Source organism: Dickeya dadantii NCPPB 898, from assembly GCF_000406145.1.
GTDB classification, from domain to species: Bacteria; Pseudomonadota; Gammaproteobacteria; order Enterobacterales; family Enterobacteriaceae; genus Dickeya; species Dickeya dadantii.
Genome location: NZ_CM001976.1, coordinates 3,301,428 through 3,324,055, shown reverse-complemented (window position 1 = coordinate 3,324,055; position 22,628 = coordinate 3,301,428). Strand labels below are relative to the sequence as shown.

Sequence of the window (22,628 nt, the reverse complement as noted above, 5' to 3'; positions counted from 1 at the left end):
ACCGCAGGGCGGGAAAACCCGCCCTGCCGCGTATTACCAGCTGTAGCTGACCGTCGCGACGACCGTGCGTCCGCTGCCGTAGAAGCAGGCGGTGGTGCCACTGCACGAAGCGACATAGTGCTTGTCGGTCAGGTTGTTGACGTTCAGTTGCACCGCGGCGCCCTTCAATTGCGACGCGAGCGAACCCAGCTCGTAACGCGCCATGGCGTCGTACAGGGTGTAAGCCGGTACCTTGAAGCTTTCCGCGTTATCGCCGTAGGTAGAACCGAGATAACGTACGCCGGTGCCGAGTGTGACGCCTTTCAGCGGACCGTTGTGGAAGCTGTAGCTGCCCCAGGCGGAGGCGGAATGGCGCGGAATGGCCGACGGCGCTTTGTTGACCTGGCTGGCGGTGTAGCTTTCCTTGGTGACCGCGTCGGTATAGGAATAAGCCGCCATCAGGCTGATTTCCGGCGTCAGCTGCGAGTGAACTTCGGTTTCCACCCCTTTGGATTTCACCTTGCCGATTTGCTCGTTGTATCTGGTCACGCTGTTGTACGAGGTGATGTTTTTCTGCGTGATATCAAACAGCGATACGGTCAGCAGGGTATTACTGCCTTTGGGCTGGAATTTCACCCCTACTTCCTTCTGCTCGCCAGTAGTCGGTTTAAAGGCTGGTGTACCCGGTGCGCCGGAGTCCAGGTTGGGCTCGAACGAGGTGCTATAGCTGACATACGGTGAAATACCGTTGTCGAAGGCGTACAGCAGGCCGGCGCGGCCGGTGAATTTGCTGTCGTTTTGCTGTGTAGTGGTGCTGGTGGTGCGGTCCGACGTGCGTATTTCGCTCCAGTCATGACGGCCGGACAGCAGCAGGTTCCACTGATTCCATTCCATCTGGTCTTGCAGATAGACGCCGACCTGATCGAGTTTTTTCTTGTAAGACTGGGTCAGTGATAACTGGCTGTCGTCCACCAGATAGGAACCGCCGTAGCTGGGGTTAGCCCAGTCAAAATTGTACTGGTTGCCGCCGTTGCGCCAGTAGTCGTAATCCTTTTGCTGCCATTTGTAATCGAGACCGCCAATCGCCGTATGGGTAACATCGCCGGTAGCGAATTTCGCTTTTAACTGATTATCCCATCCCATTTCATCGGTTTGGGTTTCTTCACGCTGCTGACGACGAGATAACGTGGTGTTGGTAGCGGTGCCGCCAGTGGTATACACCAAATATTTGTATTTCTCTTTCAACTGCGAATAGCGGAAGTTCTGCGTAAATGAGAACACGTCATTGAACGAATGATCGAAGATATAACCGAACGATCCCAGCTCACGTTTTGACTGGTGATAGTTGGGATCGCTGATATTTAGGTCGTAAGGGATGTAACCCGATGTGGTTTCAAACGCAGTACCGTAGGCAGGCAGAAAATTGCGAAAGCCTGCTTCGGGGTCGTTTTGGTATATGGACAGAAGGGTAAAGCTGGTGTCGGGATTCGGTAACCAGGTCAGCGATGGCGCAACAGCGATACGCTCTTGTTTAGAATCCTTCACAAACTCATGTTTAGTGCTGGCGATACCGTCCAGACGATAGAGCAGGGTTTTGTCGTCGTTGAGCACGCCGCCAAAATCAAACGCCGCTTCGCCCAGATGCTGATTGCCGGCGCTGAACTGCACCTTGCGGATGGTTTCAGCAGTCGGGCGTTTGCTGGTCATGTTGATCAGCCCGCCGGGATTCACCTGTCCATACAACACCGAGGCTGGGCCGTGCACCAGTTCCACTCGTTCCAGCAGCCAGGGGTCGATTTTCCCCAGCGCTGCACCCTGGCCGCTCAGGCCAAAGCTCAGACCGTCGAGGAATTTCGGCACGTAGCGGAAGCCGCGGGCAATCACTTCATCGTTGCGGTTGGAGGAGCCACGGTAGTTGGTCACGACGCCGCTGGAGTAGTTCAGCGCGTCGGAAACAGAGGAAACCGCCTGCGCATCCATCTGGTCGCGGGTCACCACGGTGACCGACTGCGGGGTTTTTATCAGCGGCGTGCTGGTTTTGGTGCCGGAGGCGCTTTCTTTCGCCACAATGCCTTTCAGCGGCGCGGTGACGCTTTCACCCGCGTTGGCCGACACGATCATGGTATCGGCACCGGTGGTTTCGGCCGCCTGTGCGTGCGCCGCCATCAGCAACGTGGAAGCCAGCACGGCCGGCATCGCTTTTTTATTTTTATGCCAAGACTTTAATTTTTTTAATTGTTTATTCCTGGTGCTATGCATCAGTTATTCCCTCCTGTGAAAGACCTTATTTTTTGTTTGTTTCAGGCTTTATATCCACCGGTCTTGTCATTCATCCCATTCAATCAATTAATTGACTTTAAATTCATCAGCTTAATTTTTTGTGGCGCGTTTTGTGACCGGAATATGAGTTTGTTTATCCCGATATCAATCGGGTTTTGTATCTTATTGCAAATGTAAATGGTTCTCAATATTATTTATGTTGTCTATAGAATTGTAAATCCTCTAACCAACACATTAGTTTGGTTAATCAAATGTAAGAAAAACGTAAAGGGAAAAGCCCTGGGAGGTTTTGATGCCGGCAGCACAGCCGTCAGGTTTCGTCGCAACACTTTTGTCATCGCCTCAGGCAGGAGAAGAGGCCTGGTGGCAACAGGTCGCCAGATTGGGGACGCCACTGGTGGAAGCACAGGATAGCGGACGGGTGCGGATGACGTTTCTCTGGCGCGATCCGGACGGCGACGAACGGTATTCCGCCATCCGGCGGGTGTATGCCGATATCAACGGCGTGACCGATCACCACAGCACCGACCCGCAGAGTCTGGAACGGCTGCCCGGCACCGATGTCTGGCACTGGTCGATGGCCATCGAGCATGACTGGCGCGGCAGCTACTCGCTGATTCCCATTGTAGCGGCGCAACTGCCGCCGGTGTTTAGCGACGATGAGCAACTGCGTGATGAACAGCAGTTGGAGTGGTGGTGTTCGCTGTTTCCGTGCGCGATTGCCGATCCGCTCAACCGTGACTCATCGTGGGGAGAGCAACTCTCGGCTGCGCATATGCCGGCGGCGCCGTCGCAGCAGGCCTGGCGCGCGGTGGACAACGGTACGGCGTTGCCGCCGGACGCCGCCCGACTGACGGTATTGGACTGGAAGAGCGAACAGCTCGACAACCAGCGCCGTATCTGGCTGTACACCACCGGCATCAGTGATGAACCGGCGCAGCGGCCGTTATGCATTGTGCTGGACGGGCAGAAATGGGCCGAAGAAACGCCGCTGTTTGCCGCGCTGGAAGCGGAAACCGCAGCGGGTCATCTGCCGCCTGCCGTTTGGCTGTTTATTGACGCTATTGATGGGGAAACCCGCTGCCGGGAACTGCCGTGCGATGCCGCGTTCTGGCTGGCGGTGCAGGATGAATTACTGCCGCAGGCGGCGCGCCTGGCGCCGTTCAGCGACGACCCGGACCGCACCGTGGTGTCCGGCCAGAGTTACGGCGGACTGGCGGCGCTGTACGCCGGCCTGCACTGGCCGCAGCGCTTTGGCCGCGTATTAACCCAGTCCGGCTCTTTCTGGTGGCCGAATCTGCAATTCATCACCGATTTCGACCAGCGCGACACGCTGGAACCCGGCGTGCTGGTCACCGAGGTGCGGCAAGGCGGCCGGACGGCGTCGCCGCTGGTGATTTTTCAGGAAGCCGGGCGGCGCGAAGCCGACATCGCCTTCGTCAATCAACAGATGCATGAGGCACTGGTCGCCGCCGGGCATCAGGTTCACCAGCGCGTGTATGCCGGCGGGCATGACACCCTGTGCTGGCGTGGCGGGTTGATTGACGGCTTCCGCTGGTTGCTGAATGGCGATGACCCACGGGCAGCGTCTCGGGATTAGACGGCGCCCGGTGATCAAACGGTCACCATCTGCTGTCACACACAGCCAAGAATGATTGGCTGCCGGCGCCATGCAGGCGGCGGGCAGCCCAATAACATGAGGTAACAACAATGAGTCAGGAACAACTGAATCCGTTTGACGATGATCGTCTGGCATTTCTGGTACTGGTCAACGAACAACAGCAATACAGCCTGTGGCCGGAGTTCGCCGCGGTGCCGGCGGGTTGGCGTGCGGTCTACGGGCCGCAGCCTCGCGAGGCGTGCATCGCCTACACCGAAACCCACTGGCAAGACATGCGCCCGGCCAGTCTGCGGACCACTGAAGCCTAACCGGCGTTCCCCAGTCAGGAATGTTTCCGTTGATGGAGTAAGGAAAACAACGTGTCAGAGCTATTCAACAAAGCTGAATCATCCCATGAATCAGAACCATCCAATGCGATAACGCCGATACATCAGGCGGGCTCTCTGGAACTGCCGCTGGTGGCGGCGCAGCCCGGCATCTGGATGGCCGATCAAATCGCCAGCCAGCCGAACGCCTTTGCCGTGGCGCATGCGCTGGAGCTGTGCGGCCCGGTCGATCCGCTTCGCCTGTCGACGGCTATCCGTCAGGGGCTGGCGGAGGCGGATACGGTACAGGCTCGCTTTGGCCTGAACGATCTCGGCGAGCCGGTGCAGTGGCTACCCTCCGCAACGGATGCCGCAAGCATCCGCGAACCGGAGCGGCTGGATTTCAGCGATCCGGCGCAGGGCGAACAGGCAGCCTGGGCGCTGATGCGTGCGGATCTGGCGGCGCCGCTGCCGGCCGATGGCGGGCAACCGTTATACCGGCAGGTAATCATGCGGGTGTCGGCGCAACCGGAGCGATGGTTCTGGTATCAGCGTTTTCATCACCTGATGCTGGATGGTTTTAGTTTTGATGCCCTGACCCGACGGATTGTGGAGATTTATAACGCCCTCAGCGCCGGCGAAACGCCGACGGATTCGCCGTTTACGTCGTTTGCCGATGTGGTGACGGAATATCAGGCGTGGGAGCGTTCGCCTGCCTGCCAGCAGGCGGCGGCATTCTGGCGCGAGCACGCCGGTGAGTTGCCGACGCCGGTGTCGCTGGCGGCGGACGTTTGCGCGCCGGCGCCGGCGGAAACCCGTACTCTGCATCAGCAGGTGACCGTTCCGGTCGCGCCGTTTGTCGCGCTGGCTGAGCAACGGTTCGGCGGTAAGGTGCAACCGGCTGAGATCGCCATGGCGGCGCTGGCGGTATACCTCTACCGTATGAGCGGCGAATCGCGGCTGTCCGTCGGTTTTCCGTTCATGCGGCGGATGGGGTCGGCGGCGCTGTGCGCCTGCGGGCCGGTGGTCAACGTGTTGCCGCTGCAACTGACGCTACAGCCGGATATGACGTTGGTTTCCGCCACTCAGACGCTGCTGGCGGAAATCAAGGCGGTACGGCGTCACCAGCGTTATGAAGCCGAGCAGTTGCGGCGGGATCTCGGTCTGGTCGGCGGCAGCGAAGGCTTATACGGGCCGGTGATTAACTTCAAGGTCTACAATGCCGGATTGACGCTGGGCAATACGCCGGTAACAACGCACGTGCTGGCGATGGGGCCGGTGGACTCCCTGGAATTTACCCTCGGCGTGCAGGACGGCGAGCTGCAACTGGAGCTGGTCGCCAACCCGGCGCGTTACGACAGCCCGTCGCTGCTGGGGCACGCGCAGCGTCTGCAACATCTGCTGGCACAACTGGTGCAAGAGCCGGATCAGGCTATCGGCGCGCTGAGCTTGCTAAGCGACAGCGAATGGCGGCATATCGACGGATGGGGCAGCGGCCCGCACCTGACTATCCCAGCGACGCTGCGTTCGGTGCTGGATTGTCTGCAACAGCAGGTACAGCAGCAGCCTGATGCGCTGGCCGTCGTCTGCGGCAAAGAGCGCCTCAGCTACCGCGAACTGTCGGCGCGGGTGATGCAACTGGCGCGGAAACTGACGGCACAAGGGATCGGCGCAGGGGATGTGGTGGCGATCGGCGTGCCGCGCTCGGTATCGTCGGTGGTGGCGATTTTCGGGGTGCTGACCAGCGGCGCGGCCTACATGCCGCTGGATCTGGATTATCCGCGTGAGCGTCTGACATTGATGTGCGACGACGCGCGCCCGGCACTCTTGCTGACCCACAGCGCGGTGCGCGCGCAAATGCCGGAACTGCCGCAGGTGCTGTGCCTGGACGACGCCGACTTGCGGGCCGAGTGCGCCCGGTTGCCCGCGCATCCGGTAACGGATGCGGAACGGCGCGAACCGCTGTGCGGCGAACATCTGGCCTACATGATCTACACCTCTGGCTCCACCGGGAAGCCGAAAGGGGTGATGAGCACCCACGCCGGTTTGCTCAACCTGATGATGTCCCATTCGAGCTTCCTGTTCGGCCCGGCGATAGCCCGTTTCTCACAGCAGCACGGCCGCCGCTTGCGCGCCGGGCACACCGCGTCATTCTCCTTCGACTCCTCGTGGGAACCGCTGTTTTGCATGATGATGGGCAGCGAATTGCACATTTTCGACGAGGAACTTCGTAAAGACGCCTGGGCGCTGGTACAGCATCTCAATCAAACGCCTATCGACCTGATGGACATCACGCCGTCGTTCTTCACCCAAATGATCGACAGCGGCCTGCTGGAGGCGGATAACCACCAGCCGGCATTCATCATGATTGGCGGCGAAGCGGCGACGCCGCGGCTGTGGCAATTGATGCGCCAGCACCCGCAGATGGAAATTCATAACTACTACGGGCCGTCGGAATACACCATCGATACGCTGGGCGCGCGCGTCACGGTGGCGGATCAGCCGGTTATCGGCCAGCCGGTCGCCAATACCCGGGTCTGGCTGCTGGACAACCAACTGCGCCCGGTACCGGTGGGCGTACCCGGCGAACTGTACATCGCCGGGCCGGGGCTGGCGCGCGGCTATCTGCGCCGCCCGGATCTTACCGCTACGCGCTTTGTCGCCTGTCCATTTATTCCGGGCGCGGTGATGTACCGCACCGGCGACCTGATGCGCTGGCGTCACGACGGCCAACTGGCGTTTATCGGCCGCGTTGACCACCAGATCAAAGTGCGCGGTTTCCGCGTGGAACTGGGCGAGGTGGAAAACGCGCTGGTGGCGCTGGCCGAGGTGAGCACCGCGGTGGTGATCGCCGAACCGCTTGGCGCGACATACCGGCTGATCGGTTACTGTTCGGTGCCGGACGCCGCCACCCGCGAACAACCGGATGTTGCCGCCCGCCTGCTGGCGCAACTGGCGGAGCAACTGCCGGATTACATGATCCCGGCGGTGCTGATGGTGATGGCGGAGCTGCCGCTGACCGTCAACGGCAAGATTGACCGCCAGGCATTGCCGAAACCGCAGCAGGCCGCCGCGGTGGCCGGGCGTGAGGCGGCCACCGAACAGGAACGGCTGATTTGCCAGTCCATCGCCAGCCTGCTGAAACTGGAAACCGTTAGCGCGGAGGCGGATTTCTTCGCGCTGGGCGGCGACAGCATTTCCGCGATGGGGCTGGGCACGCTGTTGCGACGCGCCGGCTGGCAACTGCGGCCGAAAGTGATTTTTGCCGAACGTACGCCGGCGCGCATGGCGCAGGCGATGCAGCCGTTGGCGACGGTTGCTGCGCCGGCGCGCACGGTGCGGCATGGCGTGGTGGACGGCCTGCCGATCGTGCACAGCTTCGCCCGACTGGCGGGCATCGAGAGTTCGTTTGCCCACGGCGTTTTCCTGTCGGTGCCTGAGGCGCTGCAACCGGCGCACCTGATACAGGCGCTGAGCGCGCTGGCGCAGGCGCATCCGGCGTTGACCGCGTTGACCCGCGACGGGCAACTGGTGATTGAAGCGTCTACGCCGGCGACCGTGTCGTTACACAGCGAAACGCTGATGGCGCAGGAGCCGGTTGATGTGGCGGCCGAACGGGCGTTTGAAGCGGCGGTGACGCGCCTCGACCCGGCGGCGGGGCGAATGATGCAGGCGGTACTGCTGCAACGCGACGATCGCGCCTGCGGGCTGGTGCTGGTGATTCATCATCTGGTGGTGGACGGCGTGTCATGGCGCGTACTGCTGCCGGAATTGCGTCTGGCGGCCGAGGCGGCGATGGCCGGTCAACCGACCGCGTTGCCTGCCGAAGAGTGTTCATTGTTCGACTGGTCCGCCAGCCTGAAAGGGCAGGTAACGGCGCGGCGCGCTGAGCTGCCGTTCTGGCAATCCGCGCTGGCGGCGTCGTTGCCGCGGCTGGGGCAGCGGCGCCTCGACCCGGCGCGCGATCGGGAACAGACCCGACGGCTGTCGCGACAGGTACTGGATGCCGGGCTGACCCATGCGGTGCTGACGACCCTGCCGGAGCGCTATCACGCGCGAGTGGACGAGATCCTGCTGGGGGCGCTGATGCAGGCCTGCCATCGTCGCTTTGGCGTACAGCCGCTGCGGCTGGCGCTGGAATCCCACGGGCGTATCGATACCACCGATGGACTGGATCTCGGGCGCACGGTCGGCTGGCTGACCGCCGAATATCCGGTGTGCATTGACGCGCCGGCGGCGCAGGCCGCCACGCCGTGGGCAATCCTGCGGTCGGTGAAGGGCGCGCTGCGGGCGGTGCCGGATCGCGGCGTTGGCTACGGCGTATTGCGTTATCTGGATGCGCAGAGCGCCGACGCGCTGACGGTGCTGGAAGACCATGCGCCGGAGATCCTGTTCAACTATCTGGGACGGTTTGAGTCGGGCGACGGGCCCTGGTCGCCGCGTCGCAGCGACCGCTACTTCCGCGATGCGTTTGCCGTAGCGCAGGCGCCGGCGATGCCGCTCAGCCACCCGCTGGACATCAATATTTTCGTCGACGAGCAGGGCGAACAACCGCAGTTGGCCATCCACTGGGGCTGGGCGCCTGGCGTGTTCGACGCCGACGATATCGAGGCGCTGCATCAGGGGATGACGCAGGCGATCGATGAGTGGCGGGATCTGGCCGGTTATCCGCCGCTGTCGGATACGCTGGTATCCGCTGAAGTGGCGCAGGCCGGCGTAAACGACGAGGCGCTGGATCGCCTGCGTCAGCACTACGGACCGCTGGCGGCGGTGCTGCCGGTGCTGCCGTTGCAGCAAGGGTTGCTGTTCCACGCTCAACTGGCCGACGCCGCCGGCAGTTATAACTCGCTGACCCGGCTGTCGCTGCGCGGCCCGCTGTCGGTTGCACAACTCAGTCAGGCGCTGGAGGCGGTGGTGCGTCACCATCCGCAACTGGCGGCACGCTTCGACACCGAACAGGCGTCGGCGCCGTTGCAGGTATTGCCGATACTGCGTGACGACCACTGCTACTGGCCGCTGGATCACCAGACCTTGCCTGCGATGCCGGCGGGCGAGGAGGCCGACGCCTTGCTGGCGCTGGAAAAAGCCGAACTGGCGCGCGACCTGTTCCATCAACCCTCGTCGATGCTGCACGCCTTGCTGGTCAGCCACGCGGACGGAGAGCGGCACACGCTGTTCCTCAATGCGCATCATTTGGTCGTGGATGGCTGGTCGACCCCGGTTTGTCTGCGCGATCTGTTCACCGCGCTGTATCAGGGCCGTAGCGCGCTGACGCCGCATGCGGTGCCGTACGCGGACATCATTCGCCAGTTGGCGGCCCGCGACGCGGAGGCGTCGCGCCAGTGCTGGCGCGAGGTGCTGACAGGCGCGCGCCCGACGCTGCTGTTTGGCGACGGTCCGCATCATAATGAAGTGCGCGAGCTGGAACTGCTGCCGGAGCCGCAACTGGAGCAGGGGCTGCTATCTCTGTGTAAACAGTATGGCCTGACGCTTAACAGCGTGATGCAGGGCATCTGGGGGATGTTGCTCAGTGCCGGCAGCGGCGCGGACGATGTGCTGTTTGGCTCGCCGGTGTCCGGCCGTTTCGGTCAGATTGACGGAATCAGTCAGCAAGTCGGCCTGTTCAGCAATACGCTCCCGGTGCGGGTGCGGCTGGATGCGTCGCGGGCGTTGCCGCCGCAGCTGGCCGAACTGCAAGCGCAGCAAATCCAACTGATTGAGCACGACGATGTGGGGCTGGGGGAAATCCAGCAACTGGCCGGCACCGGCACGTTGTTCGACACCCTGTTGGTGGTGGAGAACTACCCGGATGGCGATGAGCTGAGTCAGGCGGGGCAGGCGTTGCGCTGCGAGGCGGTCAACAATCGGGGTTACACCCACTATCCGCTGACGTTGCTGGTGCTGCCCGGCAAACGGCTGCGACTGCTGATGGAATACCGCGACAGCGTGGCGCAGCCGCAGCGGCTGGCGCAACGTCTGTTGCTGCTGCTGGAACAACTGGTGGCGGCGCCGGAGCGCCCGCTGTCGGCCTGGAACCTGCAACTGCCGGAAGAGCAGGCGTTGCTGGCGGCGGTCAATCGCACCGAACAGCCGGTGCCGCCGGGCACGTTGCATCAGGCACTGGTGGCGCAGGCGCAACGCACGCCGGATCGTATCGCGCTGGTGGATTGCCAGCATCAACTGACTTACCGTCAGGTACAACGTCAGACCCGCTTGCTGGCCGATCGGCTGATCGACGCCGGCGTGCGGCCCGGCGATATCGTAGCGGTGGCGCTGCCGCGCTCGGTGCGCCTTAGCCTGGCGCTGTACGCCATCCTGGAAGCCGGCGCAGCTTACCTGCCGCTGGATACCGGTTACCCGGATGAGCGGCTGGCGCTGATGGTGGAGGATGCGCAGCCCCGGCTGATGATCACCGAAAGCAGTTTGCAGTCGCGCTTTGCCGAACTGGCTGATTTGCTGCTGCTGGACACGCTGGCGGATGAACGTCAGTCGCCGCGTCACCCGTCACCGCAGGTCGCGGAACAATCGTCGCTGATCGCGGAACAATCGTCGCTGATTGCGGAAAAACAGGCGGCTTACGTGATTTACACCTCCGGTTCCACCGGTCGCCCGAAAGGGGTGGTGGTCGGCCATCAGGCCATCGTCAACCGCTTGTGGTGGATGCAGCATCAGTACCCGCTACAGGCGGATGACGTGGTGTTGCAGAAAACGCCGTGCAGTTTCGATGTCTCGGTGTGGGAGTTCTTCTGGCCGCTGATGACCGGCGCCCGGCTGGTGATGGCGCCGCCGGATGCGCACCGCGACCCGGATGCGCTGGTGCAGTTGATCAACGACTACGCGGTCACCACCATGCACTTCGTGCCGTCGATGCTGGCGGCCTGGGTGAGCGCGCTGGAGACGCGCCCGCGTGCGGAGATCGGCTGTGGCAGCCTGCGACGGGTATTCTGTAGCGGCGAGGCGTTGTCGCGCGAACTGGCGCTGAACTATCAGTCGTTAATCGCGGCGCCGCTGCACAATCTGTACGGCCCGACCGAAGCGGCGGTGGATGTCACCTGGCAACCGGCGTCCGGCGAGGCGTTGGACCGTTGTCAGTTGCCGGGGATTCCTATCGGCCTGCCGGTGTGGAACACCCAACTGCGCATTTTGGACGGCGCGCTGCGGCCGGTGCCGGTTGGCGTGCCGGGCGATCTGTATCTGTGCGGCATTCAGCTGGCGCAGGGGTATCTGCGTCGGCCGGATTTGACCGCCAGCCGTTTTGTGGCGGACCCGTTTGCCACCGGCGAGCGTATGTACCGCACCGGCGATATCGCCCGTTGGCTGGAAGACGGCACGGTGGACTACCTCGGCCGCAGCGATGATCAGTTGAAGATCCGTGGGCAGCGCATCGAGCTGGGGGAAATCGAGCAGGTGCTGCTGGCGCAGCCTAATGTCGCGCAAGCGGTAGTCGGCGCGCGCGAGCTGGGCGGAAAAGCGAATCGCCTGCGCGGCGCCGATGCCCGGCAACTGGTGGCCTGGCTGGTGCCGCAGGCAGAAACCACGCTGGATATCGCCGCGTTACAACAGGCGCTGTCGCAGCAACTGCCCGCACATATGGTGCCGGTGAGCTATGTGCTGATGACGGCATTCCCGCTCAGCGCCAACGGCAAGCTGGATCGCAAAGCGCTGCCGGCGCCTGCCGGGCAGCAAGCCGCCGGACGCGCGCCGCAGACGGACGTTGAACGGACGATCGCCGCGTTGTTCGTCGAGCTGCTGGCCTGCGAGACGGTATCGGCGGAGGACGATTTCTTCGCGCTGGGCGGCCATTCATTGCTGGCGATGCGACTGGCGGCCGAGATTCGCCGTCAGTTGCAGCGCTCGCTGACGGTCGGTCAGATCATGGCGGCGCGCAGCGTGGCCAGCATCGCCGCGCTGGTGGAAGGCGACACCGACAACAGTCAGGATGGCAACGGCGAAACCCTGCCGCTGCGTTCCGGCCGTGGGCCTGTGTTGTTCTGTCTGCATCCGGCGTCGGGTTTTGCCTGGCAGTACGCCGGACTGCTGCGTTATCTGGAAGGGGATTACCCAATCGTCGGGCTGCAATCGCCACGGCCTGACGGGGTGATAGCCTGCTGTGAGTCGGTGGCGGCGATGTGCGATCGTCATTTGGCGACCATCCGGCGCATTCAGCCGCAGGGGCCGTATTTCCTGCTGGGCTATTCGCTGGGCGGTACGCTGGCGCACGGTATCGCGGCGCGGTTGCAGCAGGCGGGCGAAACGGTGTCGTTCCTTGGTCTGCTGGATACCTACCCGCCGGAAGGGCAGGACTGGACCGCGCCGGACGAAGCCGATGCTCGCGAGGAAGTGGCGCGCGAACAGGCCGGTTTTATGGCGGATATGCAAGCCGGGGAGGATTCGCAACTGCGGGCGGAGCGGGCGGCGATGTTCGGCAATATCGTTGCCAACTATCAGGACGCGGTGCGGCTGCTATCATCCGCCCGTTCATCCCGTTTCGCAGGTGAAGCCACGTTGTTTGTGGCGACCCGTACCTTGCCGGCTGACATGGATGTCGACGCGACCTGGGCGCCGTATGTGAGCAAGCTGACGCCGTATCCTCAGCCTTGTGAACACGCGGATATCCTGTCGCCGGCGTCGCTGGAAAACCTGGGGCCATTGCTGAATCAGTTGTTGTGCAGGTAATCGGGAAAATGGCCGACGATAGTCGGCCATTCAGACAGCTGAAAAACTCGTTAAGTGTGAGGTTAAGCTTTTTCTGGCGTCAAAAACTGTGCTGAGGCAAGCGACTTCGCCGGATGCGCGGCAGGGAAGCCGCGCAAGCCCGTGCCGTGTTGGGAACACGCCACGGGCGGTCCGAACAGCGGAGGCGAATGCCGAAGGAACCGCGTAGCGGCACAGTTTAGCCACCAGCCAGAGGTCAAGGAGAGACGGCGTTTGAGTCTCTCATTGTCGTGCGTGCGATGACGTCGCAAAGGAAAAATCGACGTTATCACGCACGAAATTTCCCACTGTTTTGGCATAAATTCGTCTGTAACAAAACAACAGAGCTGTTTGTCAACAGCCTCATGGCCGACAATAGTCGGCCATTTTTTATGGTGGAGACGGTGATTGCCTCAGGGCGCCGGGTGATGGCGGCCGCAGGGCACAATCAGCGGGGTGTGGGAGACCGGGTCGTCGATGATGACGCAGGCCATGCCGAACACCTCTTGCACCAGTTCGGCGGTGATGATGTCGGCCGGCACGCCTTGCGCCATCACGGCGCCCGCGCGCATCACGATCAGGTGATCGGCGTAGCGGCAGGCCTGATTGAGGTCGTGCAGCACCGCTACCAGCGTGCGGTCGTGTTGCTGATTCAGTTCGCGGAACAGGTCCAGCAGGTCGATCTGATGGGCGATATCCAGCCAGGTGGTAGGCTCGTCCAGCAGCAACAGCGGCGTTTGCTGCGCCAGCACCATCGCGATCCAGACCCGCTGGCGCTGGCCGCCGGAGAGCTCGTCCACGCTGCGCTCCGCCAGCTCGCTGACGTTGGTGGCCGCCATCGCCTGTTCTACCGCGGTCTGATCCGCATCGCTCCACTGGCGCAGCAGCGTCTGGTGCGGATAACGCCCGCGTGCCACCAGATCCATCACGGTGATGTTGTCCGGCACGATAGCGTGCTGCGGCAACAACCCAAGTTGCCGGGCCAGCGTTTTGGTGGGAATGCGGTGGATGCTGGTGCCGTCCAGCAATACGTCGCCCGCCATCGGTTTCAGCAGGCGGCACAGCGCGCGCAACAGGGTAGATTTGCCGCAGGCGTTGGGGCCGATGATCACGCTGAATTTACCGGCCGGGATCGCCACGCTCAGATCACGGGCGATGATTTTGTTGTCGTAGCCCAGCGTCAACTGCTCGGCGTGCAAAAGGTGTGTCATCAGTGTCACTCTTTACAGACAAATTAACGGTGCTGATTACCGACGTGATTCACGGATCAGCAGCCAGATCAGATACAACCCGCCGATGCTGACCGTCACCGAGCCCACCGGCAACTGCCGGCCGGTAAACAGATGTTGGGCGACGATATCGGCCGTCAGCAGCAGCAGACCGCCCACCAGCGCGGCGGCGCAAAGTGGCACCGTGCTGGCGCGGGTCAGACGGCGTGCAATCTGCGGCGCCGCCAGTGCGATAAAGGAGATCGGTCCGGTGCTGGCGGTCACCACCGCAATCAGCACGATGCCGCACAGCATCAGCCACAACCGGCTGGCTTCGGCGTTGACGCCCAGCGCCTGGGCACTGTCGTCGCCCATTTCCAGCAATTGCAGACGTCGGGCCAGCAGTAGCGTCGCCAGCAGCGTCAGCGGGATCAGCAGCAGCGCGGGCGCGGCTTTACTCCAGGTCATGCCATTCAGTGAGCCGGCGCCCCACAGCGCGGCGGTCATCACCGTTTCCAGCGCACCGGTGATCACCAGCCAGGTGTTGAACGCCGACAGTACCGCGCTGACCGCGATGCCGACGATGATCAGCCGAAAGCCGCTGACGCCCCGTCGCCACGCCAGCAAATAGACCGCCAGCGCCGTCGCCAGCCCGCCCAACACCGCGCCGCCGGCAATCTGGTAGTAGCTGCCGTGCAACAGGATGATGGTGACCAACGCCCCGGTATAGGCGCCGGTGTTGAAACCGACGACGTCCGGGCTGCCCAGCGGGTTGCGGGTCAGCGACTGAAAAATAGCGCCGCTGACGCCCAGCCCGGCGCCGAGCAGCAGCGCCATCACCGCGCGCGGGGCGCGCCACTGGGTCACTACGGTGACGGTATTGGCGTCGCCGTGACCGGCCAGCGCCTGCCATACGGTGGGCGCCGACAGCGGCAGGGTGCCGAGGCTAACCGCCAGCGTCAGCAGCGCCGCGCCACCCAGCAGCAGCGACAGATTGATCCACAACGTGCGCAGCGGCAGTCGGCCGCTAATGAAACCGGCCGGCGCACGCAGAAACAGGGTTTGGGTAGACAGGGTTCGGGTAGACAAGGTTCGGGTAGACATGGCGTGGCCTTCCTAGGACTTGCGCTGACGCACCAGCCAGATAAGAACCGGTGCGCCGATAAAGGCGGTGACGATGGACACCCGCAATTCGCCTGGCACCAGCAGGCGGCCGACAATGTCGGCGCCCAGCAGCAGTATCGGCGCGAACAGCAGCGAATAGATCAGAATCCAGCGTTGATCCGGCCCGGCCCAGCCGCGTGCGATATGGGGGATCATCAGGCCGACGAACCCGATAGGGCCGGCCAGCGCGGTGGCGGAACCGCACAGCAGCATCACCGCCAGCATCGCGATCACGCGGATTAATGCCACGCGGGTGCCGAGCGCGGTGGCGAGATCTTCGCCCATGCTGAGCGTATTCAGCGAACGGGCGGCGAAAAACGCCAGCGCGCAGCCCAATAGTATGGTGGGCGTCACCCAGGCGATATTGCCCAGCGAGCGGATGTCCAGCGTGCCGGCTTCCCATAAGCGCAGTTGATCAAACGCCAGCGGATTCAGCAGCGATAGCGACGAGGTGAAACCGGACAACACGGCGTTCAGCGCTACGCCGGCCAGCGTAAGACGTATCGGGTTGACCCGCCCACCGCTCAGGGTGCCGATGATCCACACCATCAGGCTGGCCGCCAGTACGCCGAGCCAGGCGAACCCCAGCCACGAGGCCATACCGGTGATGCCAAAGAAGCTGATGCCCAGCACGATGGCAAAGCTGGCGCCGGCGTTGACGCCGAGAATGCCGGGGTCGGCCAGCGGGTTGCGGGTCAGCGCCTGCATCACCGCGCCGGCGGCGCCCAGCGCCATTCCCACCAGAATACCGGCCAGAGTGCGTGGTAGCCGCGCCTGCAAAATGATGGTGCTGTCCGGGCCTTGCAGGTTGCCTGCCAGACTGTGCCAGACCACCTCCGGCGCGATGGCGCGGGCGCCCAGCATCAGGCTGGCGAGGCAAATTAATGCAAGCAGCAGCAGACAGGGAATGATACCGGCAATCCGCCGGCCCGTTAACGATGACAGCGTGCTCGGCAAGGCGGCTGGCGTGGCGGTCTGGGCGGAAAGGGGTGACCTCACTGATAAGAATCGCTTTATTAAAAAATGCATATGATTATTATTATCATTAATGTTGTGACGTGGCTAGGATAGCATAGGGGCTTCGGCAAAGACATTGACCTGAAGCAGACATTAACCTGAAGCAGACATGACCTGAAGCCGTATTGGCGCCATTTACCGCACTGCCAACGCCCCTGCGACGGGTCTGACGGCCAGGGAATATCGGGCCACGAATGCCGGTCCCGATTCTGATAGAAAGCATTTTGATTAAGAACAGGAATTCAACAAACGCTCATGGCTAAATCTTCTTTTTTTCTCGACTTCAGTTTGCTGAAGCAGAATGCGCATTTTCGCGCCATTTTTGTGGCTCGCATGTTGTCGGTGTTTGCGCTCGGTATGCTGACGGTGGGAGTGCCGGTACAGATTCAGGCGATGACCGGCTCTACGTTGCAGGTTGGGATGGCGGTGGCGCTGGACGGCATCGGCATGTTTATCGGGCTGATGCTGGGCGGGGTGCTGGCGGATCGCTTTGATCGCCGTAAGCTGATCCTGTTTGCCCGTGGCACCTGCGGGCTGGGTTTCGTGGCGCTGAGCCTGAACGCGTTTTCCGGCTCGCCGTCATTGCTGGCGCTTTATGTACTGGCCGCCTGGGATGGCTTTTTCGGCGCGCTTGGCATGACTGCCCTGATGGCGGTGATTCCGCTGCTGGTCGGGCGGGAAAATCTGCCGGCCGCCGGTGCGTTGACCATGTTGACGGTGCGGCTGGGGGCGATTTTGTCGCCGGCGCTGGGCGGGGTGATTATCGTCGCGGGCGGCGTGGGCTGGAACTTCGCCGTCGCGGCGGCCGGCACGCTGGCGACGCTGATCCCGCTGGTGCGGCTGCCGTTGATGAAACCGGCGCCGGGCAAGCCGGAACATCCTTTGCAGGCGCTGGCCGGCGGGGTACGTTTCGTTTGCGCCCACCCGGTGGTGGGCTGCGTGGTGCTGCTGGGGATGCTGGTGAGTGTAGTCGGGGCGATGCGGGTGCTTTTCCCGGCGCTGGCGGGCGATGCTTACCATGCCGGGCCGTCGGCGGTGGGGTTGATGTACTCCGCGGTGCCGCTGGGCGCCATGATAGGGGCGTTCACCAGCGGTTGGGTATCGGGCGTGCGGCGGCCGGGGAAGATTCTGCTGGGCTGTGCGACGGGCGCGTTTCTGGCGGTGGCGTCGCTGGGGCTGTTCAGCCATTTGCTGCCCGCGTTGCTGGCGCTGGTCTGCTACGGCTACTTCAACGCCATCACCTCATTGCTGCAGTTTACTTTGATACAAAGCCACACGCCGGATCATCTGCTGGGACGGGTTAACAGCCTGGGGACGGCGCAGGATGTCACCGGCGATTCGGTGGGCGCGCTGATTCTGGGGCTGATGGGCAAACTGCTGACGCCCGCGACCAGTATTCTGGCCTTTGGCGCCGCCGCCGCCTTGCTGGGCGGAGTGATCGCGCTGCTGGTGCGCCCGCTGCGTCAATGCCGCTTTGGCGAACCAGCGGCATCGCCGGATGAAGAGGAAACCGGCGACGCGGTGCACGAGGGGTAAGCGGCGCATTGCATCGCCGCTATACCCCTGTCCGTCAGCGGGATGTTGGCTGACGGAAGTACTGTTCGATCTTGTTCAGCATGTTGCTGGCGCTGTAATAATCGAGTCGGAAGGTGTCCGGCCCCATCGCCCAGATACGGTGCTGTACCACCGGCTCCAGGTGACTGAGGAACGGGTTGGCGATGACCCGGTTAACGGTATCGTCGTCATTGGCGAACAGCAGCAACGACTGGCCGTTGAGGCTGCCCGCCATGTTTTCGCCGGAGATCTGCAGAATATCCTGCCGTTTGCCCATACGGGTTTCGGTGGGCAGATTGTCCGGCAGCGACGCCAGTTGGAAACCAAGCTCCGACAGTAATTGCCCCTGCGCGGATGCGTGCGTCCACAAGTTGGCCCCGCGGCCGTCTTCGTAATACACCAGCGCCGACACTGGCTGAGGCGGCAACCGGATCGCCTGCTTCACGGTCTGCACCTGCTGTTCAAAACGTTCAATCACCTGCCGGGCATCGGTTTCGTGACCGATGGCTTCGCCCAGATACTCAGCCAGTTGCTGCCAGCTTTTATCACCGTAATCCACCACCAGCGTCGGCGCGATGGCGGAAAGCTGCTCATACAGTTTCAGGGCCGAGTCGCCGCCGGTCGCCGCGATAATGATCATGTCCGGTGCGGCGGCGGCGATGGCTTCCGCATTGGGCTCGGTGATGTAGAGCGGTTTGACGCCGCGGGCTTTCGCCTCGGCGCTCCACTGACGGAAGAAGCCCTGATCGTCGGCCACGATCGTATTGGGGCTGGTGGCGCCGGAACCGATCAGCGGCGCGTTGATCGCCAGCAGCGTGCCGCTGATGGTCACGCTGGTAGAAACGATGCGCTGAGGCGGGTGGGCGAGCGTCACGGGTCCTTTTTGTGTTTGTACCGTGCGGGGCCAGCCTGTTGACGTTGACGTCGTCGCCGAGGCGTTGTGATCGGGCGAGGCGGCGTTATCGCAACCAGCGAGCAGCAGCATCGCCATTAACCCCAACACCCACCGAATACATCCATTCTTTTTATTCCCTGATAGCACGCCTGCCGCGCGCCAGTCCGATTCCACCATACGATTACCTGTCGAGCATAAAAAAGAGTGCTGCAAGGTTATCGATAATGCGTCTCATAAACAACGATATCATCCGAATCATGAATTTATATTAATAATTCTAAAAAGCGGAAATTATCAGTCAGTCATGCTGGTTTTTTGGTATTAGGCGTTTTTATTGATTTTTTAAGGTAAAACACACTGTTTTTTATGTGAAGTTTTGTCAGTGATTACTCAGATCTTCGTATCACAACATTAAAAAGTGTAATAATATTAATGTGTCAATCCATCGGGAGTGACAACATTATTCATGCAAAACAGGTCATGAAGACCTTAAGGCTGCCTTTGACGTCCGATGTCAGGAGGCTTGCTTTCCTTTTCATTGGATCGTGAGAAGGCGTACCTATCATTATCATGCTCGGAAAACGGACTTATGTCGCAGATAAGAAAGCATATTTCTCTGGGGCGCTGCGTGCTTGTCGCAGGCAGTTTACTGGCGGCGAGTGCCGCTTATGCGGATGAAACCTGTGTGGCGGGGAACTGGCGGGTCAGTAACGTCAGCGATATGCCGGCAGCACAGTATCAGACCGATCATTTTGCGTTTCGTTGGAATAGTAATCAGGTTAAACAGGCCGATGTTGTTGCAGCCGGTAAGCAACTGGAGTTGATTTGGGATAAGTTCATCAACCAGATCAAGTTCCCGCAGCCGTATTGCAACGCGACCGTCAAGTATAAAGCGAATATTCATATTGACCCGTCTTTCGGTCTGAACGGCGGGATTGCCGATGGCGGCACCATGGGAATGTGGATAGGCCCTGGCGCGTTGCTTGACCACTGGGGCCTGGCGCATGAGTTTACCCACGCGTTGCAGGGACAGACTGGCAGCTTCCAGTCTTACGGCAATCAAAACTTCGTTGGTTGGATCTGGGAATCCCACGCTAACTGGATGGCGCATCAACTGGACGAATACCGCGGTACCTCCGCGCATTGCTCCGACATGCTGGTGAACTATCCGCACCTCTATCTGGGGTCGACCCGTGATCGTTACTGCAACTGGCAGTTCATGGAACACCTGAAGAACCGCTACGGCTACAGTGCCGTCAACGACATGTGGGCTAAAGCGCCGAAGATTGGCAGTGCTGAGCAGAACACCACCGATCCAATCAGCGTGCTGAAGAGCAATATGGGCTGGAGCCAGTCCGAGCTGAACGACTTCTTCGGCGACTGGGCGATGCATAACGTCAACTGGGACTATACCGATCCTGATGGCTACGATCGCGGCAGCTTCTATCGTCGTACCTACGGTGGTTACGGCGCGGTAACGCCGTCGCAGGCGAATGCCGATAAACTGTTGCGCACTACCGCGTTAGATCCGGTCAGCGCCTCTGGTGTGAGACGCTTCGCCGTGCCGTTCGATCAGGCGCCGCAGCGCTGGGGTTATAACATTGTCCGCCTGATTCCGGATAGCGGCGCTACCAAAGTGACGGTGGCGTTCCAGGGCGTGGTGCAAAGCGCGCCGGCGGTTAACAGCCTGCCGGGCCTGAAGAACGATCCGGTTTCCCTCACGCAGCCGGATTCCGACTGGCGCTGGGGATTGGTGGCGATCGACTCGGCCGGTAAATCCCGCTACAGCGCGCTGCAACGCGGCGCTTCGGCCAAAATCAGCAACTTCGCGGTGAAATCGAATGACAAAGGGCTGTATCTGGTGGTGATGGGCTCACCGTCGCAAATGCACCAGATCGCCTGGGATCAGGCCTATTACTCGTTGTACCGCTACCCGTGGACGGTGGATCTGACCAATGCCTGGGCGGAAGGTTCACAGCCGAACGCCCCGACGCCGACCGCCAATGGTCGCCGTCACAGCAACGGCGGCGGTTGGGTGGCGAATGGTGCGGAGGTGGCGTCGACCGCCTATGTTGGGCCGTACGCCCGCGTCATCGGCGGCAAGGTGCTGGATTATGCCCGCATCGAAGATCACGCTACCGTGCTGAGCGGCACCGTATCCGGCAACGCCCGGGTCAGCGGTCTGACGATAGTGCAGAGCGACACGGTGATCAAGGACAACGCGCAGGTTAGTACCGTGTTCAAAGGTCCAGGTGCCTTCGAGCGTGGCGTGGTGGTGTCCGGCACGGCGCAATTGCGCGGCGATGCTGAAATCCGCGGCGTTTCCGCGTCCAGAGGCGTGTTCTACGGCTTCATTGACGAAGATGAAGTGAAGGACAACCGGGCCGGCGCCAACCTGACCGACGTCGTACCGGAAGTGACTGAACGTCCGGCCTACGCCAGATGATAACCGGCTGAATAAGCCAGTAGCATGGAAAGGAGGGGCGTGGGCCACCTCCTTTTCATAGGGAACTCATACACTAAACGTGACAGGAAACTACGTGCTGACGGGTATGAGGCATAAAAAGGAAGAGTAAAGGACGAAACATGACACAAATAAGGACTGTGACCAGGATGGTCAAAAGCGCGTTGATTATCGGCGGCTTATTCACGCTTGCCCCGGCATTCGCCGATGAGACCTGCGTTGCGGGCAACTGGCAGGCAGATGCCTCTGTCACCGACATGCCAGCGGTGAAATACCAGAGCGCGCATTTTGTCTTTCGCTGGAAAGACAGCGACGCCGGCAAACTGAACATAAAAGATGTCGAGGCCTCAGCGAAACGGCTGGAGCTGGCCTGGGACAAGTACATCAACCAGATCAAATTTCCCGAACCCTATTGCAACAGCAAGGTGAAACTCAAGGCGAATGTCCATCTTGACCCTTCATTTGCGCTGACCGGCGGCCTGGCGCCCAACGGCAGCATGGGAATGTGGATCGGCACGGAAGAACTGAAAAACGACTGGTCGATCAATTGGGCGATGCCGCATGAACTGGCGCATGCCTTGCAGGGGCAGACCGGTGGTTTCCAGGCTACCGCGCCGGGCAGCATCAACTATATGGGCTGGTTCTGGGAAGCCCACGCCGACTGGATGACCCATCAGATGGATAACATCCACCACAACCTGACCGGCAGCGTGGAAGAGGCGATTAATACCCCTCATCTGTATCTTGGCACCACGCGCACTCGCTATGGCGGCTGGCTGTTCCTGGAAAACCTGAAAAATCGTTACGGTTACCAGGCGGTGAACGACCTGTGGGCAAAAGCGCCGAAAGCGGGCGATCCGGAGCAGGGGACGGCGGATCCGTTCTCGGTACTGAAAAGCAACATGGGCTGGAGTCAGTCCGAGTTGAACGATTTCTTCGGCGACTGGGCGTTGCGTAATGTCGGCTGGGACTACACCGACCCGGACGGCTACAATCAGGGGGCGGTCTATCGCCGTATTCTGGGCGGTTACGAGACGCAGTCTCTCGATAGCGGCTTATCATACCGTCTGCTACGTACCGCCACGCTGGATCCTGTCAGCAATACCGCCGGCGCGCGGCGTTTTGGCGTACTGTTCGAGCAGGCGCCGCAGCGCTGGGGCTACAACGTGGTGCGGTTAATCCCGGATAACGGCGCCAGCCGTATCAGCGTGAAATTCAACGGTGCGGTACAAACCGTGGCGGCGGTCAATCGCTTCCCCGGCCTGAAAAACGACCCGGCCACGCTGCAATCGCCGGATTCCGACTGGCGTTGGGGTGTGGTGGCGGTGAACGCGTCCGGTAAGGCGCGTTACAGCGCGTTGCAACGCGGCGCCAGCGCCTCCGTTAATAATTTCTCCATCAAAAAAAGGTGAAAACGTTTATCTGGTGGTGATGGGTACACCGACGG

11 protein-coding genes are annotated in these 22,628 nt (G+C 61.5%); 6 read left to right on the top strand and 5 right to left on the bottom strand.

Annotated elements, in window-relative coordinates; genetic code table 11:
• Positions 1-33: 33 nt before the first annotated feature.
• Complete coding sequence (locus DDA898_RS14910; RefSeq protein WP_038911589.1) at positions 34-2,238, bottom strand: TonB-dependent siderophore receptor; 2,205 nt, start codon at positions 2,236-2,238, stop codon at positions 34-36.
• 313 nt (positions 2,239-2,551) lie between these two features.
• Between DDA898_RS14910 and fes the strand changes: the two genes are divergently transcribed.
• The 3 genes from fes (at position 2,552) to DDA898_RS14895 (ending at position 12,861) form a co-directional block, all read left to right on the top strand.
• A complete protein-coding gene (fes, locus tag DDA898_RS14905; RefSeq protein ID WP_038911588.1) occupies positions 2,552-3,859 on the top strand; it encodes an enterochelin esterase in 1,308 nt (435 codons plus the stop codon).
• A 110-nt stretch (positions 3,860-3,969) separates the two neighbouring features.
• Complete coding sequence (locus DDA898_RS14900; RefSeq protein WP_013318786.1) at positions 3,970-4,188, top strand: MbtH family protein; 219 nt, start codon at positions 3,970-3,972, stop codon at positions 4,186-4,188.
• A 108-nt stretch (positions 4,189-4,296) separates the two neighbouring features.
• Complete coding sequence (locus tag DDA898_RS14895) at positions 4,297-12,861, top strand: non-ribosomal peptide synthetase (RefSeq protein ID WP_038912600.1); 8,565 nt, start codon at positions 4,297-4,299, stop codon at positions 12,859-12,861.
• A 431-nt stretch (positions 12,862-13,292) separates the two neighbouring features.
• Here the strand turns inward: DDA898_RS14895 and DDA898_RS14890 are convergent, their stop codons facing one another.
• Genes DDA898_RS14890 through fepD form a run of 3 tightly spaced genes read right to left on the bottom strand, consistent with a single transcriptional unit; the run spans position 13,293 to position 16,280 of the window.
• Complete coding sequence (locus tag DDA898_RS14890) at positions 13,293-14,090, bottom strand: ABC transporter ATP-binding protein (protein ID WP_038911587.1); 798 nt, start codon at positions 14,088-14,090, stop codon at positions 13,293-13,295.
• Positions 14,091-14,126: 36 nt separating this feature from the next.
• Positions 14,127-15,161, bottom strand: coding sequence for an iron-enterobactin ABC transporter permease (gene fepG, locus DDA898_RS14885; RefSeq protein ID WP_038912599.1), 1,035 nt, complete (start codon positions 15,159-15,161; stop codon positions 14,127-14,129).
• A 42-nt stretch (positions 15,162-15,203) separates the two neighbouring features.
• Positions 15,204-16,280 carry a Fe(3+)-siderophore ABC transporter permease gene (gene fepD, locus DDA898_RS14880; protein ID WP_013318781.1) on the bottom strand — a complete coding sequence of 359 codons (1,077 nt, stop codon included), beginning with the start codon at positions 16,278-16,280 and terminating at the stop codon, positions 15,204-15,206.
• A 243-nt stretch (positions 16,281-16,523) separates the two neighbouring features.
• Between fepD and entS the strand changes: the two genes are divergently transcribed.
• A complete protein-coding gene (entS, locus tag DDA898_RS14875) occupies positions 16,524-17,804 on the top strand; it encodes an enterobactin transporter EntS (RefSeq protein ID WP_038911586.1) in 1,281 nt (426 codons plus the stop codon).
• A 34-nt stretch (positions 17,805-17,838) separates the two neighbouring features.
• Here entS and fepB read toward each other — a convergent pair whose 3' ends face one another.
• On the bottom strand, positions 17,839-18,813 hold the full coding sequence (fepB, locus tag DDA898_RS14870) for a Fe2+-enterobactin ABC transporter substrate-binding protein (protein WP_438830427.1): 975 nt from the start codon (positions 18,811-18,813) through the stop codon (positions 17,839-17,841).
• Positions 18,814-19,306: 493 nt separating this feature from the next.
• Here fepB and DDA898_RS14865 point away from each other — a divergent pair, with 493 nt between their 5' ends.
• Both DDA898_RS14865 and DDA898_RS14860 read left to right on the top strand, forming a co-directional pair.
• On the top strand, positions 19,307-21,163 hold the full coding sequence (locus DDA898_RS14865; protein ID WP_038911584.1) for an Svx/AvrXca family virulence/avirulence protein: 1,857 nt from the start codon (positions 19,307-19,309) through the stop codon (positions 21,161-21,163).
• 140 nt (positions 21,164-21,303) lie between these two features.
• Positions 21,304-22,593 carry an Svx/AvrXca family virulence/avirulence protein gene (locus DDA898_RS14860; protein WP_269077935.1) on the top strand — a complete coding sequence of 430 codons (1,290 nt, stop codon included), beginning with the start codon at positions 21,304-21,306 and terminating at the stop codon, positions 22,591-22,593.
• The last annotated feature ends 35 nt before the right edge of the window (positions 22,594-22,628 follow it).

Excerpts from the sequence above, each read along its gene's own strand:
- DDA898_RS14910 (WP_038911589.1), bottom strand. The coding sequence starts at position 2,238 with ATGCATAGCACCAGGAATAAACAATTAAAAAAATTAAAGTCTTGGCAT.
- fes (WP_038911588.1), top strand. The coding sequence starts at position 2,552 with ATGCCGGCAGCACAGCCGTCAGGTTTCGTCGCAACACTTTTGTCATCG.
- DDA898_RS14900 (WP_013318786.1), top strand. The coding sequence starts at position 3,970 with ATGAGTCAGGAACAACTGAATCCGTTTGACGATGATCGTCTGGCATTT.
- DDA898_RS14890 (WP_038911587.1), bottom strand. The coding sequence starts at position 14,090 with ATGACACACCTTTTGCACGCCGAGCAGTTGACGCTGGGCTACGACAAC.
- fepD (WP_013318781.1), bottom strand. The coding sequence starts at position 16,280 with ATGCATTTTTTAATAAAGCGATTCTTATCAGTGAGGTCACCCCTTTCC.
- entS (WP_038911586.1), top strand. The coding sequence starts at position 16,524 with ATGGCTAAATCTTCTTTTTTTCTCGACTTCAGTTTGCTGAAGCAGAAT.
- fepB (WP_438830427.1), bottom strand. The coding sequence starts at position 18,813 with ATGGCGATGCTGCTGCTCGCTGGTTGCGATAACGCCGCCTCGCCCGAT.
- DDA898_RS14865 (WP_038911584.1), top strand. The coding sequence starts at position 19,307 with ATGTCGCAGATAAGAAAGCATATTTCTCTGGGGCGCTGCGTGCTTGTC.
- DDA898_RS14860 (WP_269077935.1), top strand. The coding sequence starts at position 21,304 with ATGACACAAATAAGGACTGTGACCAGGATGGTCAAAAGCGCGTTGATT.